This window comes from Candidatus Eisenbacteria bacterium (assembly GCA_035577985.1).
GTDB lineage: Bacteria > Desulfobacterota > Binatia > DP-6 > DP-6 > DATJZY01.
Window position 1 is genome coordinate 51,367 of sequence record DATJZY010000022.1, and the last position, 14,244, is coordinate 65,610.

Consider the following 14,244-nt stretch of genomic DNA (forward strand, 5'->3'; position numbering starts at 1 on the left):
CCGCCGTGTCCCGTCGCTTCCACCAGTCGCTCGCGCTCGCCCTCGCACTTGCAAGTGCGGGGGCGCCGCGCATTGCTCGCGCCGTGCTCGACACCCCAGGGTTCCGCGCAGTAGCCGTCGCGCAGACCGCCTATCCGATCTCGGCGATCGCCGTCGCCCCCGACGGCCGGATGTTCGCCGCCATCCAGGCCCTCGGCCAGACGTCGGGCACGACGCCCGGCACGGCCGAGATCCGCGTCTTCTCCAACTACAAGTCGGCCGACGGCTCGACGCTCGACACCGGCGCGGTGTGGGCGACGATCGACGGCGTGCGCGCCACGACGAACGAGGAAGGCGTCCTCGGCATCGCGCTCGCCCCCGACTTCGCGAGCTCGAAGCTCGTCTACGTCTACCTCACGACGAACGACGAGACCGTCAACCAGCACATCCGCGTCTACCACGAGAACGACCAGGGCACGGGCGACCTCCAAGGCGTCGTGCAGACGTCGCTCGAGCCGCCCACCGAGTCGACCACCCGCAACGGCGGGCACATGGCGTTCGGCGTCGACGGCTGCCTGCTCGCCAGCATCGGCGACAACGGCAGCGGCAACCGCTGGAACGCCCAGCTCTTCAGCGGCACCGACCCGATCCAGGGCACCGAGAACACCGCCCTCTGCACGAACGTCTGCCTCGGCGCGTCGGAGTACCCGGCGCGCACCGTCATGAACAACGGCGCGCCGAACTTCGCGGGCAAGGTGCTGCGGATGGAGGTGCAGGGCGCCGCGGCGGCCGTCCCGGCCCCCGGCAATCCGTTCTCGGGTGCGCCGTTCGTCTACGGCACGGGTCTGCGCAATCCCGCCGGCGTCGCCGTGCATCCGCTGACCGGCCAGGTCTACGTCACCGACCGCAGCGACACGCTGCAGGCCGAGATCGACCTCGTCTCGTCCGGGAGCAACCAGGGCTGGCCCTGCCTCGAAGGCGCCGGCGTTGCGAGCTCGGGCGTTGCCGGATGCCTCTCGGGGCACCCGGCGAGCGACGTCTATGCGAACCATTCGACGTGGGCCCACCCCATCGTCGCGCACACGGGCAACCCGGTCGTGAGCGGGGTCACCGCCTACACCGGTCTCGCCTACCCCGACCAGTTCTACGGCGACGTCTTCTATCTGCTGCGCGACAGCGCGCGGATCTACCGCATCGACCTCCAGCCGCCGTGCTTCATGCCGTCGGGCACCGAGCTCGCGCCGCTCATCTTCCACGACTCGAACAACGACAACGACTTCCGCGCCATCTACGACATCGACGGCGACGGCGACTTCGACACCATCAACCTGCAGGTGCTGACGGCGATCACGCAGGGCCCGAGCCCGATCGGCAAGGACACCCTCTACGTCGCGGGCAAGCAGGGCACCGGCTTCACCGACGACTCGGTCGTCTATCGGATCGAGTACGCGACCACCTACACGCCGTACTCCGGTCCGACGGGCCGCGTGCCCGACAGCTGCTTCGCCGGCATCGACAACCCGTTCGCGCATCCCGCGTGCCTCAGCGCCGGCGGTCCGTGCCAGGGCCAGCCCGACGGGACGTCGTGCGACGACGGCAACACCTGCAACGGCAACGAGACGTGTCAGGGCGGCGTCTGCCAGCATGGCTCCAACGCCGCCGACGGCACGGGCTGCGCGGCCGTGGACGGCTGCCACGCGGCGGGGTCGTGCTCGGGCGGAGCCTGCGTCACCGGTCCCGCGCTGCCCGACGGCACGCCGTGCCCCGACGGCGACGCCTGCAACGGTACGGAGACCTGCGCCGCCGGCGTCTGTCAGGCGGCGGCCGTCGCCGCGCCGCAGGCGCTCAACGTGAACTCGATCGTCATGAAGGGCGGTGGGATCACCGTCAGCGGCGAGGTATTCCCCTCGGCGCCGATGGCGCTCTCGACGACGGACGACGTCGTGCTCACCGTCGACAACGGCCCGCTGCTCTTCTCGAGCACGCTCACCCACCCCGAGACCGACACGCGGTGGCTGAAGTCGAAGCCTCCCATCCTCTTCAAGTACAAGGACGCCTCCGGCAGCGCCGGTGGCCTGAAGCAGCTCCAGCTGAAGCAGCACGGCTCTGCCTTCGCGCTCAAGGCGAAGGGCAAGAACAACCAGCTGCTGACGTTCGGCGGCGGTGGGATCGCCGCCAAGCTGGTGCTCGGCAACCAGTGCTACTCCGCGTCGGTCACCTGCTCGAAGAAGGGCAAGGGCTTCCGCTGCACACCCTGAGGCCGGCCGGCGCGGTGGCGTAGCGAGACGATACGATCGTTTCGCGCCGACCCGGGCCGCCCCGCCGGAACTGCCCGTCCCGACTGGAGGATCCGCCCGGGAACCTCCGGCACGCCGCTCGCATCCAAGGAGCCGAGGTCAGGCGTAAGACGAGTAGGAATGCAGCCCCAGGGTGACAAGGGTAGCTGGACGGGAGGGCTCGGCAGGTTGCGAGCCCTCGGGAGTGAGCTCTCCGCCCTCGCCGGGGTCGTCGGCGCCCTCCCCTGGCGGTCGCTCGCGAGCGACACGCTCGACGACGCGGGCCTCCATCCGGTCCCCGTCGTGCTCGTCCATGGGATCCTCGGCGATCCCACGAACTTCAGCGCCCTCCGCCGCCACCTCGGGCGCCACGGCATCCGGCGCTTCTCGAGCTTCGCCTACCGCCCCCGCCTCGACTATCAGCGGCTCGCGGGCGACCTGCACGAGCACGTCGAGGTCGTGTGCCGTGCGACCGCCGCCGCTCAGGTCGACGTCGTCGCGCACAGCCTGGGCGGTCTCGCCGCGCGCTACTTCATGCAGACGGGCGGCACGCACCTCGTGCGCCGGCTCGTGACGCTCGGCACGCCCTACCTCGCGTACGCGAACCCCTCGCAGGAGCTCGCCGTGTTCGCCGCGAACGACGCGCTGGTCCCGCCACCCGTCGACCGCGCGCGCCGCCGCATGCGCATCATCGACGCGTGCGGGCACCTGGGCCTCCTCACCGACGAGCGGGCGCTCGGCGCGGTCGCGCGCTACCTCACGCGACCCCGTGCCCTCGCCGGCCGCGTGGCTGAGCTGGCTGCGTAAAGCCGTCGCGCCCGGCGCGCCGGGTCGCCTCCCCTGGCGTCTTGCGATAAGCGGACTGTCGATGCGATGGCCTCTCGCCGCGGCGCTCGCGCTCATCGCGTCGACCGGCGGCGCCGCGACGCTCGAGTTCCTGCGCGACGGCACCGTGGTGCGAACGCTCGACGCCGCCGCGCTGGCGCAGACGTGCAAACCGCGCACGATCGAGCTCGACGATCCGTACTACGAGGCGCGCAAGCGTTTCCGCGCCTGCCCGCTCGCGGCGGTCTTCGAGGCCGGATTCGGCAAACCGCCGGGTCGGCTCGAGGGCGAAGACGTCGTGTTCCGCGCCGCCGACGGCTACGCCAAGGTCTCGACGCCGGCGCGCGCCGGAGAGGACGGCGGGTTCGTCGCGTTCGCCGAGGTCGATCGCCCGAGCGGCTTCGCGCCGATGGGCCGGCAGGCGCTCGATCCGGGGCCCTTCTACGTCGTGTGGACGAAGCCCGCGCAGCGCGACACGCACCGCTATCCCTGGCCGTATCAGCTGGTCGCGATCGAGCTGACGAACGTCCGCGCCCGCTATCCACACACGGTGCCCGCCGGGCTTCCCGAGTCGGACCCCGCGTGGCACGGCTACGCCATCTTTCGCAGCGAGTGCATGGCGTGCCACGCCATCAACCGCGAGGGCGGGACGGTCGGGCCGGACTTGAACGTCCCGCGCTCGATCGTCGAATACCGGCCCGTGGATCAGATGAAGGCGTACATCAGGAACCCCGCCACCTTCCGATACGGCAACATGCCGGCGCACGAGCATCTCTCGGCGGCGGACCTGGACGCGCTGGTCGCGTACTTCGACGCCATGAAGGACCGCAAGCACGACCCCGGGGCGGGACGATGAGCCTCGGCCGCGACGGCATGCTGGTCGCGACCGGCGGGGAGACGATCGCGACCCGCCACGGCGACTTCGTCGTGCACGCGTTCCACAACTGCACGACGGGCCAGCCGGCGCTCGCCGTCACGCACGGCGATCTCCACGCGCACGGGCCGCTCCTCGCCCGCGTGCACTCGTCCTGCATCACGAGCGAGGTGTACGGCGCCTGCGACTGCGACTGTGCCGAGCAGCTCGATGCGGCGCTGGCGCACATCGCAGCGCGCGGGCGCGGAGCCCTCTTCTATCTCATGCAGGAGGGGCGCGGCGCGGGCTTCATCGCCAAGGCGCTCGACCGGATGCTCGTCCAGGCGAGCCGGAACCGGCTCTCGACCTTCGACGCGTACGCGAAGCTCGGCCTCCCGGACGATCAGCGATCGTACGGCGAAGTGGCCGCGATGGTGCGCCTGCTCGGCATCGCGGCGCCGCTGCGCCTGCTCTCCAACAACCCGGACAAGGTCGCCGCGCTGCGGGCGGCAGGCGCGCTCGTCGACGGGACGGAGCCGATCAGGATCGACGCGTCGGCGTACAGCCAGCACTATCTGCACGCGAAGTCGCGCGCGGGCCACACCCTCGCGCGAACCGACGGCATCGACCCCGCGACGCTGCCCGAGCCCGTCACCGTGGCGTCTCCCGAGGCGCTGCCGGCGACGCCGCGCTTCGTGCACGTGGCATCGTACCTGCTGCCGGTCCGCGCCGGCGCCGCGGCCTGGTTCCGGCTCCACGCCTACGTCGACACGGCGACGCGCCGCGAGCGCGTGGTCCTGATACACGGATCGGGCGGCGACGACGTGCTGGTCCGCGTCCAGCGCGAGACCCTGCTCGACCGGTTCCCGCTGTGCGAGCCGCGCTTTCGCCGGCGTTGGGATGCGGTCGTCGAGCGGATCGCGGCGCACGGGCGCGCCGTCGTCGTGTTCGCGGACGCCGACGAGGACGTGCGGGAGCTCGCCGGAGCGCTCGTCCGCGCCCATCTGGACCGACGACGCGCAATGCCGCTCTTCTGGCCCGACGAAGCCGACGACGAGCGGGCGCTCTGCGCCGGGATCGCGCCATGACCACGGACGCGTGGCGCCGCGGGCACGCGCTGCTCGCCGCACGGGTCGCGGAGATCCCTCGCGCGATCGCGCGCACCGCGGCGCGCACCGTTCCCGGGCTCGCCCTCGGGACGCGCGAGGTCCGTCGCGTGGTCGCGACCGGCGTCGGGAGCTCGGCGGCGCACGCCGCGCTCCTCGCCCACGTGCTCCGCGCCGCCGGTCGCGACGCCACGACCGAGCCGCTCTCCACCTTCGTCGACCCGTCCCGGAGCCGACCCGACGACGTGCTCGTCGTCTTCTCTCAGGGCCTGTCGCCGAACGCGCAGGTGGCACTCGCCGCACCGGCGCGATGGCGGCGCGTCGTGCTCGTCACGGCCGTGACCGATCGGGAGCGGCTGGCGCCGTTCACGCAGCGCAGCGTCGTCGTGCACGGGATCGACGGCGAGGACGAGATGGGAACCCTCGTCCGCGTGATCGGTCCGATGGCGGGATACGTCGGCGCTCTCCAGGTGGCGTGCGCCCTCGGCGGTCCCGACGTGCCCGACCTGGCGCCCGTCCAGCGGGCGCTCGGATCGCTCGCGGTCCCAGCGATGTCGGCGGAGCAGCTCGCCGCGCCGCTCGCGTTCGTCACCAGCGGGTCGTACGGCGAGCTCGCTGCGAACCTCCAGTACAAGGTGCTCGAAGGCATGCTGCGTCCGATGCCGGCAGTGTGGGACGCGCTGCAGATCGCGCACGGGCCGTTCCAGCAAGCGTTCGACGGGCGCGCGACCTTCCTCGCCCTCTCGCGCGCGGATGCCGCCGGCGAGGACGCGCTGCTGGCGCGCCTCGCCGTCATGCTCGATCCCGTCCGACACACGCTCGTTCGTCTCCACGCCTCGCTGCCGGGCGTGCTCGCCCTCTTCGAGCACGAGGCGATGATGAACGTCCTCATGCTGCGCGACATTGCGGCGCGGGGCGTCGACCAGATCGCCTGGCCCGGGCGCGGCATGGAAGGGGCGATCTACGACCTCGCGCAGCCCATCGGCGAGCGGCGGATCGCGCGGGTCACGTGGCCCGACGTCGACGCGCCCCGGCCCCGGCTCGCCATCGTGCCGCTCGGGGCGACCGAGCAGCACGGGCCGCACCTGCCGCTCGCGACCGATACGCTCATCGCGGACGCGCTCGCGGCGCGGCTCGCCGCGTGCGCCGGTGATGCGATCGCGCTGCCGGCGCTCGCGATCGGGTGCTCGATCGAGCACATGTCGTTTCCCGGCACGCTCGACCTCGCGCCGGCGACGCTCGCCGCCGTCCTGGCGGACACGCTGCGCTCGCTCGCCCGGCACGAGATCCGCGAGGCGTTCGTCTTTTCGGCCCACGGCGGCAACGCCGCGACGCTGCGGGAGCTCGCGCCGGCGCTGCGCGCGGCCGCGCCGGGGCTCCGCGTCCACGTCTTCGCCGACCTCGACCTCGTGACCAGGTCCCTGCAGCGCGAGGCGGCCGGGTTCGGCGTCACGCCCGAGGCCGCCGGCCACCACGCCGGCGAGATCGAGACGTCGATCATGCTGGCTCTCCATCCCGAGCTGGTGCGCACCGACGCGCTCGCGCCCGGCTACACGGAGCGCACGACCGATCCGCAGGCGATCTTCTACCCCGATCTCCGGCGCGCGGCGCCGAGCGGGACGGTCGGCGATCCGCGCACCGCGACCGCTGCGCGCGGCGGCCGCTACCTGGCCGCGTGGCTCGACGTGCTCGCAGCCGCCCTGGGCGACGCGAAGAAGAGCCAGTAGGCCGCGGGCACGAAGACGCCGTAGTAGAGGACGTTCGGGACGATGCGCAGCCCCCAGCCCCAGTCCTCGCCGCGCAGGATCACGACGTCGGCGATCCCCCACAGGGCGTAGTAGAGCACGACGACGCCGAGGACGGCGCGCACGTAGCGCCGCACGCGCATGCGCTCGATGCCGACGCGCCTCGGCACGAGCCAGATCGCCATGGCGAGCGCGAGCGCGACGAAGGCGATCTCGTAGACGAGCCAGAGCAGCGTCTCGGGCTGCGGGCCGCGCAGCGCCTCGATGCCGCGGTAGCAGCCGTACGCGACAGGCGGCACGACGAACGTCCAGGCCGCCGCTTCGAGGAGCGCCAGCGGCCGTGCCCGCCCCGGCGCCATGACGACGAGGACGAGGGCGAATACCCGGTAGTCGCCGAGCAGCACGAACGGCAGGAGCGGCCAGCCGAGTGGGCCGGTCGCGATCGGATCGGCGATCGCGAGGCAGGCGAACACGATCGCCCACACCAGGACGAAGCGCGATGCGTACCGCTCGACGCCGGGTCCAAGGGATCGCCCGCGGATCGCGAGCGCGCCGAGGAAGAGCGCGGGGAGCACGACCAGCGCGTAGAGTCCCTGCGCCTGGCTCTTGTAGAGCGCCTCCCAGCTCGCGAACACCGCCGGGCGCTCTTAGCGAACTCGGCGGGCTAGCGCACGCAGGGGTTCGGGAGACAGCTCCCGGCGCCGAGGTCGGTGACTTCGTTCGCGCGGAGGATGCCGGCATCGCAGCGCAGCTCGTCCATCACGCGGCACATGCCTTCGTCCTGCCCGTCGAACATGACGCAGCAGCGGACGAGGTGCTCACCGCACGCCGAGCTGCGCGCCGCCCGCAGCGTCGCACGGGCCTCTTTGCGCGTGATCGTGCCGTCGATGCGCCGCTCGCGCACGGTGCCCACGACGCAGCGGACGTAGTCGCCACGCGACGACCAGGGAGCGCCGCTCGCCGTCGCCTCGCAGTCGCACACGCTGCACCCGGCCGCGTCGACGAGGTCGAAGGCGGGCGTGTCCGGGCAGGCGTCGGCGTCGTCGGCGACCCCGTCCTGGTCGAGGTCGTCCCGGACCGTCTGCGCCCCGGCGAGCGGCGCTGCGAGCAGCAGCGCGAGCACGAGCCGGGCGAGGGTCCGCATGCGGGGCCTTGGAGCAGGCGCCGTGCCAGCCTCGACCCATGTGCCGCCGGTGTTTCGGGGCCCTGGACGCGCTGCCGGCGTAACGTCGTGTCACGATTGTGACGGGCCGAAGATGCCGGGCGGCAATCCGAGCAGGCGATGCATGCGCGCCCACTGGTTCGCGTCGGCCACGGCGATCGCGAGGTCGAGCAGGTCGACGTCGTCGAAGTCGGCGGCGCGCAGGTCGTCGATCATCGCCTCGGTCGTCCGCTGCGCGTAGCGCGTCCCGACGAACGCGAAGGCGAGGACGGGATCGGGGGGACGAACGTGGAATCCGCCGGCGTCGTCGGCGCAAGCCGGCAGTGACGCCTCGACCGCCCGATGAACGCGCGCGAGGGTCGAGGGCGCGAGCCGGCTCCGGCGGTCGCGCTCTTCGATCGCGAGCGCGATCGCCTCGACCAGGTGCGGGCGCGGGTGGAGCGGCTCCAGCGTTTGCCGGTCGACCGACGCCGGCAGCAGCGCGAGCGCATCCTCGAACGAACGGCCGTAGGGACGGTTCGCGAGATCCATCCGCCGCAGCAGCCGCGACGTGACGCCGACGATCTGCCGCCGGATCGGCTCCATGCGGCGGAGCCACCCGAGGCCCGCGACCTCGGGGTCGACGCCGAGCTGGTCGGCGATGCGGTTGATGAAGTGGAACGACGCGAGCACCAGCACGTAGTCGAGGGCGCCGTCGCCGGCCAGGCGCCGGATCGGCTCCAGGTCGGCCGGCTCGAGCCCCGCGGGCGCCTCACAGCTCTTGCGCGCGAGCGCGACGAGCGCGCTCTCGATCGGTGTGCCGGCAATGCGCCCGTCCACCACTGCGGCGGCCCGGCTCGCGTCCCCTCCTGCAGCCTGCAGGAACGCCTCGTGGGCGTCGATTCAATAGTGGCACGCGTTGAGGCGCGACGTCACCGCGGCCAGGAACTCGCGCTGCGATCGCGGCTCGTCGCCGATCCACATGGCGAGCTCCCACGAGCGGATCATGCGCCGCATCGACGCCGGGCGCAGGCTGAAGAGCTGCACCACCTGCGCCACGCGGCCCGCGCCGCCGACGTCACGCATGTAGCGATAGACGTCGCGCGTCTCGCCGGTCGCCCTCGCAGGTGCGATGGTGGCGATGAAGGCCACGCATGGCGGGTACCGCCGCGAGCCCTCATCGCGCAAGGCCGCCGATTCGGAGGCCTGTCCGCCGCGTGGTAGAGCCGCGCCGAGGAGGGGTGCGATGACGCTCAGGATGGCGGCTCTCTTGGTGGCGCTGGCGCAGGGGGTGAACGTGCTCGTGAACCTCGCGATGGCGGCGACGCGCTTCGAGGTCTACTCGAGCAACCCGGGGTTCCTGTTGTCGTTCGGCATGGGCATCGTCGCGCAGAGCGCGGCGATCGTGTTCTTCGGGCTCTACTACGCCGCGCACGGCGAGGCGGCCGCGTTGACGCCGCCCGGAAGGGCCGGGTAGGCCTCGAGCGTCATGCCCGCGCCGGCCCCGAGAAATCCGCGTCGATCGTGGTTTGATCGGGGCACCGGCGCGGATCTCGGCGCGGACGGCCGCCGCATCGGCTGGCGCGTGACGCCGCTCTCCGAAGGAGTCCCGCCGCTCGCCGCCCGCTGACACCCAAGGAGAAGGAACTGGCCCGGTGGCCGGACCGGTCTTCAAAACCGGATTGTCCCGCCTAGCGCGGGATGGAAGGTTCGACTCCTTCCCTTCTCCGCCAACTCGGGGCCATTGCGTCGCGCAGCGAGGGCCTATGCCCCTTCAGCCGCTCGCCCGCATCAGCTTCACCACGTCGTCTCGGAGCGCCGCCGCCGCCCCGCGCAGGGCAGCGACCGTGACCAGGTCGAGCTTCTTCCCGGCCGGCGACCCGAGCTGATGGCCGAACGCCCCGAGCGCCTTGGCCGCCCGCCCGAGGGCCTTGCGCACCAGGCGTGCGCGGCCGAGGTTAGCCTGGGCCGCCAGCAGGCGTTCGCGCGCGCGGGTCAGCAGCCGCCCGAGCTTGGTGGCGAGGCGGCCCGCCGGCACCCCCGCCGCCTTCGCCGCAACCAGATCGTCGAGCCGGCAAGCGATCGAGCCGAACGTCGCTGCCCCGCTGCAGCCCGCCACCGTCAGTCGCGCCGTCGCCAGCCCCGAATCCCCGTTCACGTCCGAGGCGCGGAAGGTGAAGGCATCGGCGCCCGCCGCGCCGGCGTTCGGGGAATAAGTCACCGTGGCGGCGGCCTGGTCGATCGCTCCCAGGACCCCCTGCGCGGGGCCGCTCACGATTGCGAGCGTGATGGCGTCGCCGTCGTCGTCCGCGCAGGTGAGACCGACCGCCGTGTCGATGTCCCGCACGACGGTCTGGGCGTCGTCCGCGCAATGGGGCGGGCCGCCGCGGAGGTCGCGGCGGAACACGTCGGCGAAGCCGTTGTTGTCCTCGGGGCTCAGGTCGTCGGCCAACGACTCGAACGTCACGAAGCGCCCGTCCGCGGAGATGGCGTCGCCGTAGATATAGACGTCCTCATCGGCGCCGGCGCCGCTCGGGCCGTTGGCCCTGCTCACGAGCACCGTCGTCCCCATCTGCGTGTCGCGCACGAAGACGTTGAGGACGACGTTGTTGTCGTCGGCGCTCAGGTTGGCGGCGAGCGACGCGAACGCCACGAACCGTCCGTCCGCCGAGATCGAGGGGTTCGAGGAGCCACCGTCGCCGCCCGCCCCTGCCGGGCCGTCCGCCCGGCTCACGAGTGTCGTCGTGCCGAGCTGCGTGTCCCGCACGAAGACGTCGTCGACGGCGTCGGTGTCATCGGGGCTCAGATTGAAGGCTCCCGACTGGAACGCCACGAAGCGCCCGTCGGCGGAGATCGTGGGCGAGCCGGATGGGTAGTTGGCGCCAGCCCCCGCCGGGCCATCCGCCCGGCTCACGAGCGTCGTGGTGCCCAGCCGCGTGTCGCGCACGAAGACGTCCGAGACAAAGTCGAGGTCGTCGGAGCTCAGGTTGTTGGCCCGCGACTCGAACGCCACGAAGCGCCCGTCGGCCGAGATCTTCGGGTTGACGGCGCCATCGTCGGCCCCGGCCCCCGCCACGCCGTCAGCCCGGCTGACGAGCGTCGTCGTCCCGAGCTGCGTGTCGCGCACGAAGACGTTGGTGACGTTGTTGTTGTCGTCGGCGCTCAGGTTGTCGGCGTCCGACTCGAACGCCACGAAGCGGCCGTCGGCGGAGATCGTGGGGTCGAAGGAGGAGTCGTCGCCGCCAGCGCCCGCCGGGCCATCCGCCCGGCTGACGAGCGTCGTCGTGCCCAGTTGCGTGTCGCGCAGGAAGACGTTGACGACGTTGTTGTCGTCGTCGGCGCTCAGGTTGTCGGCACTGGAGTAAAACGCCACGAAGCGCCCGTCGGCGGAGATCGTGGGGTTGAAGGAGTAATCGTCGCCCCCGGCCCCCGCCGCGCCGTCCGCCCGGCTGACGAGCGTCGTCGTCCCCAGCTGCATGTCGCGCACGAAGACGTTGGTGACGTTGTCGTTGTCGTCGGCGCTCAGGTTGTCGGCCTCGGAGTAGAACGCCACGAAGCGCCCGTCGGCGGAGATGCTGGCCCTGCTGGAGTCGTCGTCAGCGCCGACGCCGCTCGGCCCGTTCGCCCGGCTCACGAGCAGCGTCTCGCCGCGCGCCGCCCACGTACGTGCTGGCATGACGAGAGCCGCGAGCGCGAGCGATATCGCCAAGAGGCCCCGGCGTGAGCTGCGTGGTAGGAGCACTGGCAGCACCTCCCTCAGCAAAACTGCGGGCGCTACGCTAGCCGAGCCGAGGGCCGCGATTCAACGGAGCCGGACGTGTCGTCAGCGAGGGCCCATCCCCGGAAGGGGGCGGCGTCACGTTCGACGGAGCGATCACCAACGATACGAACGTGGCGGCCATCGTGGTCGATGGTCAACGACGCCGTCAGCAGAATCCAACCCGTCTCCGCCAATCCCACCGCTACGTGGCGTCGGCGGGACAGCTGAGCCTCCCGCGAAGTGTGGTCGCGTCGCCCTTGATCGCGTCGGCGTCAGCCGCGAGCGGCTCGCGGATCTCCGCGGGCGCCGTCTTCCGCGCCTTCGCCCCGCGCAGGCGATGGCTGTAGCCGGTCAGCTGGCGGAGGAGTTGCTTCAGGCGCGCCGCGGCGTGCTTCTTGTCCGAGCTCGCGCAGAAGTCGTGTGCCGTCTGCGTGCCCCCGAGCGCCCCCCCGAGTGCCTTATCCAGCTTCGGCTCCAGCTTGCCGAGCTCCGCCGTTGCCTCCGTGGTCGCACGTAGATGCTGCAGCCGGCAGAGGATCGACGCGAAGGTCGGGACGGCGTCGCATCCCGGGACGAGCGTCGTCGTCGTGACCGGAGCCGCGGTCGTCGTCGACGTGGACGAGGATGACGTCGAGCTCGAGGTGCTGGTCGAGGTCGACGTGCTCGTACTCGTCGTCGTCGTGCTCGTGCTGGTGGTGGTCGACGTGCTCGTCGTCGTGGACGTGCTCGTGGTGGTGGACGTCGCCCCCGTTACGGTCGTGGTCGTGCTCGAGGTCGCGGCCGGCGTGGTGGTGCTCGAGGTCGAGGTGGTCGTCGGCGGCGACGAACACGCAGAGAATTCCGACGTGTCGTTCGTCGTGAGGTCGGTCGCGGTCGCGGTGAGGGCCGTCGCCCCGATCGTCTGGCCGAAGTCGACGACGAAAGCGACGTGGCCGCTCCCGTCGGTCATCCCGGTCGTGACCGCCCCGAGGAACGTCTCGCCCTCGCCGTACCCGGACGGATCGCACGTCGCGTTCCCGAAGACCTCGATGCGATAGGTGCGGCCGGGGGTCGAGTCGAGCGTGCCGGACGCGCTCGAGCCGCCGGGGAACATCGGCGTGTCCAGCACGGGGTAGTTCTGGTGGTCGTTCGGCCCGGTATCGACGTCGCCCGCGTCGTTCACGTCGGGCCCGTCCGCGGCGAGGCCGATGCCGAGGTTGCCGTTGGCGAAGATGGAGTTCGCGAGGATCTGGTTGCCGATCGGGTCCGCCGTATTGTTCCTGAGGATGACACCGTAGGTGCCGTTGCCCACGATGAGATTGCCGGCATTCGGATCCGTCCCGCCGATGCGGTTGTCGCTCGAGTCGGCGATCAAGACACCCGCGGCGAGGTTCCCGAGCAGCATCGCGCCAGTGACGTCCGTGCCGATGTAGTTCCCCTCGACGACGCAGCCGGTCGCGCCCGCGGCCAGCAACACGCCGTGAAGGGTGTTGGCCGAGATCACGTTGCCGGCCCCGGTTGCCGCGCCGCCGATCATGTTGCCGGTTCCGGCGGCGACGAGAATGCCTACCTGGGCGTTCCCGACCGCCTCGGTCCCCGTGACGTCGGTGCCGACGAAATTGCCCTGCACGATGCTGTCTTCCGCGGGGCTGAGGAAGATGCCGGATCCGCGGTTGCCGGAGATGACGTTGCGCTCGGCGGCGGCGGTCCCACCGATCACGGTGTTGTTCGACTGGATGACGACCACCCCGTGGACGTTCGGGAGCGCGACGGCGCCCGTCGAATCCACCCCGATGAAGTTGCCCTGAATCGTGTTCGCGTCCGATCCGAACTTCGCGGCGATCCCACCGGAGAGGGTGTTGTTGGCGCCGTCGTTGCCCGAGATCACGTTGCGGGCGGCGGGGGTGCTACCCCCGATGAGGTTGCCACCGGGGAAGGCGAGGACGATCCCTTCGTTCGCGTTGGCCCGCGCGATCGTCCCCGTCGGGTCGGTGCCGATGAAGTTGCCTTCGATGGTGTTCCCGCCGGAGTCGAGGATGATGCCCATGTCGAAGCGCCCGATCGCCAATCCGCGGATGGTGCTGCCGCTGCCGCCGGTTTCGACGTCGAGCGCCGCGCAGCTGGCGCACATCGAGCCGTCGAGCTCGATCAGGATCTTGGCGTCGTCGCCACTGGCGAGCGTGTTCGGGCTCGCTCCCGGCTGCTGGTAGCCGTCGATCAGCACCGGGCCGAGAATCTGCGGGAGGCCGGTCGTTGGCTGGATCGTGTGCACGCCCCCGCCGGCGATGCCGAACTCGATCGTGTCCATGCCGGCGCTCGCGTTCGCCTGCTCGATGGCGGCCCGCAGCGTGCAGCCGCCGCCGATGGCGACGCACGTGTTGTCGCCGGTGTTCGTATCCGAGGTGTCGCCCGTGCTGTCGACGGTGAAGGTGAGGGCTCCCGCCCGCCCGGCGAGGAGTAGGAGCACCATGGCCATGATCCCGAAGCCTCGGATCGCCAACCCTCCTTCTGCGATCCTGCCTACCAGATGCGCCGGCTCGTCCGCCACTGTCGCGGGACACGCGAGCGGGACGGCGACCG

The 14,244-nt window shown here is 71.7% G+C and carries 12 protein-coding genes and 1 tRNA gene; 7 read left to right on the forward strand and 6 right to left on the reverse strand.

Going from position 1 to position 14,244, the window contains the following annotated elements; translation table 11 throughout:
• Positions 1–5: 5 nt before the first annotated feature.
• The 5 genes from VMS22_02935 to VMS22_02955 all read left to right on the forward strand — a co-directional run bounded on the left by VMS22_02935 (position 6) and on the right by VMS22_02955 (position 6,766).
• On the forward strand, positions 6–2,237 hold the full coding sequence (locus VMS22_02935) for a PQQ-dependent sugar dehydrogenase (GenBank protein ID HXJ32969.1): 2,232 nt from the start codon (positions 6–8) through the stop codon (positions 2,235–2,237).
• A gap of 159 nt (positions 2,238–2,396) precedes the next feature.
• The gene (locus VMS22_02940; GenBank protein ID HXJ32970.1) at positions 2,397–3,062 is read left to right on the forward strand and encodes an alpha/beta fold hydrolase; all 666 of its coding nucleotides are present in this window, start codon (positions 2,397–2,399) and stop codon (positions 3,060–3,062) included.
• A gap of 61 nt (positions 3,063–3,123) precedes the next feature.
• Positions 3,124–3,936: a cytochrome c gene (locus VMS22_02945; protein HXJ32971.1), complete on the forward strand. Its 813-nt coding sequence runs from the start codon at positions 3,124–3,126 to the stop codon at positions 3,934–3,936.
• Positions 3,933–5,021, forward strand: a complete 1,089-nt coding sequence (gene ribA / locus VMS22_02950) for a GTP cyclohydrolase II RibA (GenBank protein ID HXJ32972.1) — start codon at positions 3,933–3,935, stop codon at positions 5,019–5,021. Before VMS22_02945 ends, ribA begins: the two co-directional genes overlap by 4 nt.
• Positions 5,018–6,766, forward strand: a complete 1,749-nt coding sequence (locus VMS22_02955) for a creatininase family protein (GenBank protein HXJ32973.1) — start codon at positions 5,018–5,020, stop codon at positions 6,764–6,766. The genes ribA and VMS22_02955 overlap by 4 nt, the downstream gene beginning before the upstream one ends.
• Here the strand turns inward: VMS22_02955 and VMS22_02960 are convergent.
• From VMS22_02960 to VMS22_02975, 4 genes are all read right to left on the reverse strand, one after another.
• Positions 6,703–7,419 (reverse strand): hypothetical protein, encoded by a 717-nt coding sequence (locus tag VMS22_02960; GenBank protein HXJ32974.1) that lies wholly within the window; start codon positions 7,417–7,419, stop codon positions 6,703–6,705. The two genes, VMS22_02955 and VMS22_02960, sit on opposite strands and share 64 nt — an antisense overlap.
• Positions 7,420–7,448: 29 nt before the next feature.
• Entirely contained in the window at positions 7,449–7,928 is a 480-nt protein-coding gene (locus VMS22_02965; GenBank protein ID HXJ32975.1) for a hypothetical protein, read from the reverse strand.
• Between the two features lie 90 nt (positions 7,929–8,018).
• Positions 8,019–8,765, reverse strand: a complete 747-nt coding sequence (locus VMS22_02970) for a hypothetical protein (GenBank protein ID HXJ32976.1) — start codon at positions 8,763–8,765, stop codon at positions 8,019–8,021.
• A gap of 63 nt (positions 8,766–8,828) precedes the next feature.
• Positions 8,829–9,077 carry a hypothetical protein gene (locus VMS22_02975; protein ID HXJ32977.1) on the reverse strand — a complete coding sequence of 83 codons (249 nt, stop codon included), beginning with the start codon at positions 9,075–9,077 and terminating at the stop codon, positions 8,829–8,831.
• A gap of 94 nt (positions 9,078–9,171) precedes the next feature.
• Between VMS22_02975 and VMS22_02980 the strand changes: the two genes are divergently transcribed.
• Both VMS22_02980 and VMS22_02985 read left to right on the forward strand, forming a co-directional pair.
• Positions 9,172–9,402 carry a hypothetical protein gene (locus tag VMS22_02980; protein HXJ32978.1) on the forward strand — a complete coding sequence of 77 codons (231 nt, stop codon included), beginning with the start codon at positions 9,172–9,174 and terminating at the stop codon, positions 9,400–9,402.
• Positions 9,403–9,562: 160 nt separating this feature from the next.
• A tRNA-Sec gene (locus tag VMS22_02985) sits at positions 9,563–9,658 on the forward strand.
• 41 nt (positions 9,659–9,699) lie between these two features.
• On the opposite strand, the gene VMS22_02990 is transcribed toward VMS22_02985, so the two are convergent.
• Both VMS22_02990 and VMS22_02995 read right to left on the reverse strand, forming a co-directional pair.
• Entirely contained in the window at positions 9,700–11,601 is a 1,902-nt protein-coding gene (locus VMS22_02990) for an Ig-like domain-containing protein (protein HXJ32979.1), read from the reverse strand.
• Positions 11,602–11,887: 286 nt separating this feature from the next.
• Positions 11,888–14,140 carry a CSLREA domain-containing protein gene (locus VMS22_02995; GenBank protein HXJ32980.1) on the reverse strand — a complete coding sequence of 751 codons (2,253 nt, stop codon included), beginning with the start codon at positions 14,138–14,140 and terminating at the stop codon, positions 11,888–11,890.
• Between the last annotated feature and the right edge of the window lie 104 nt (positions 14,141–14,244).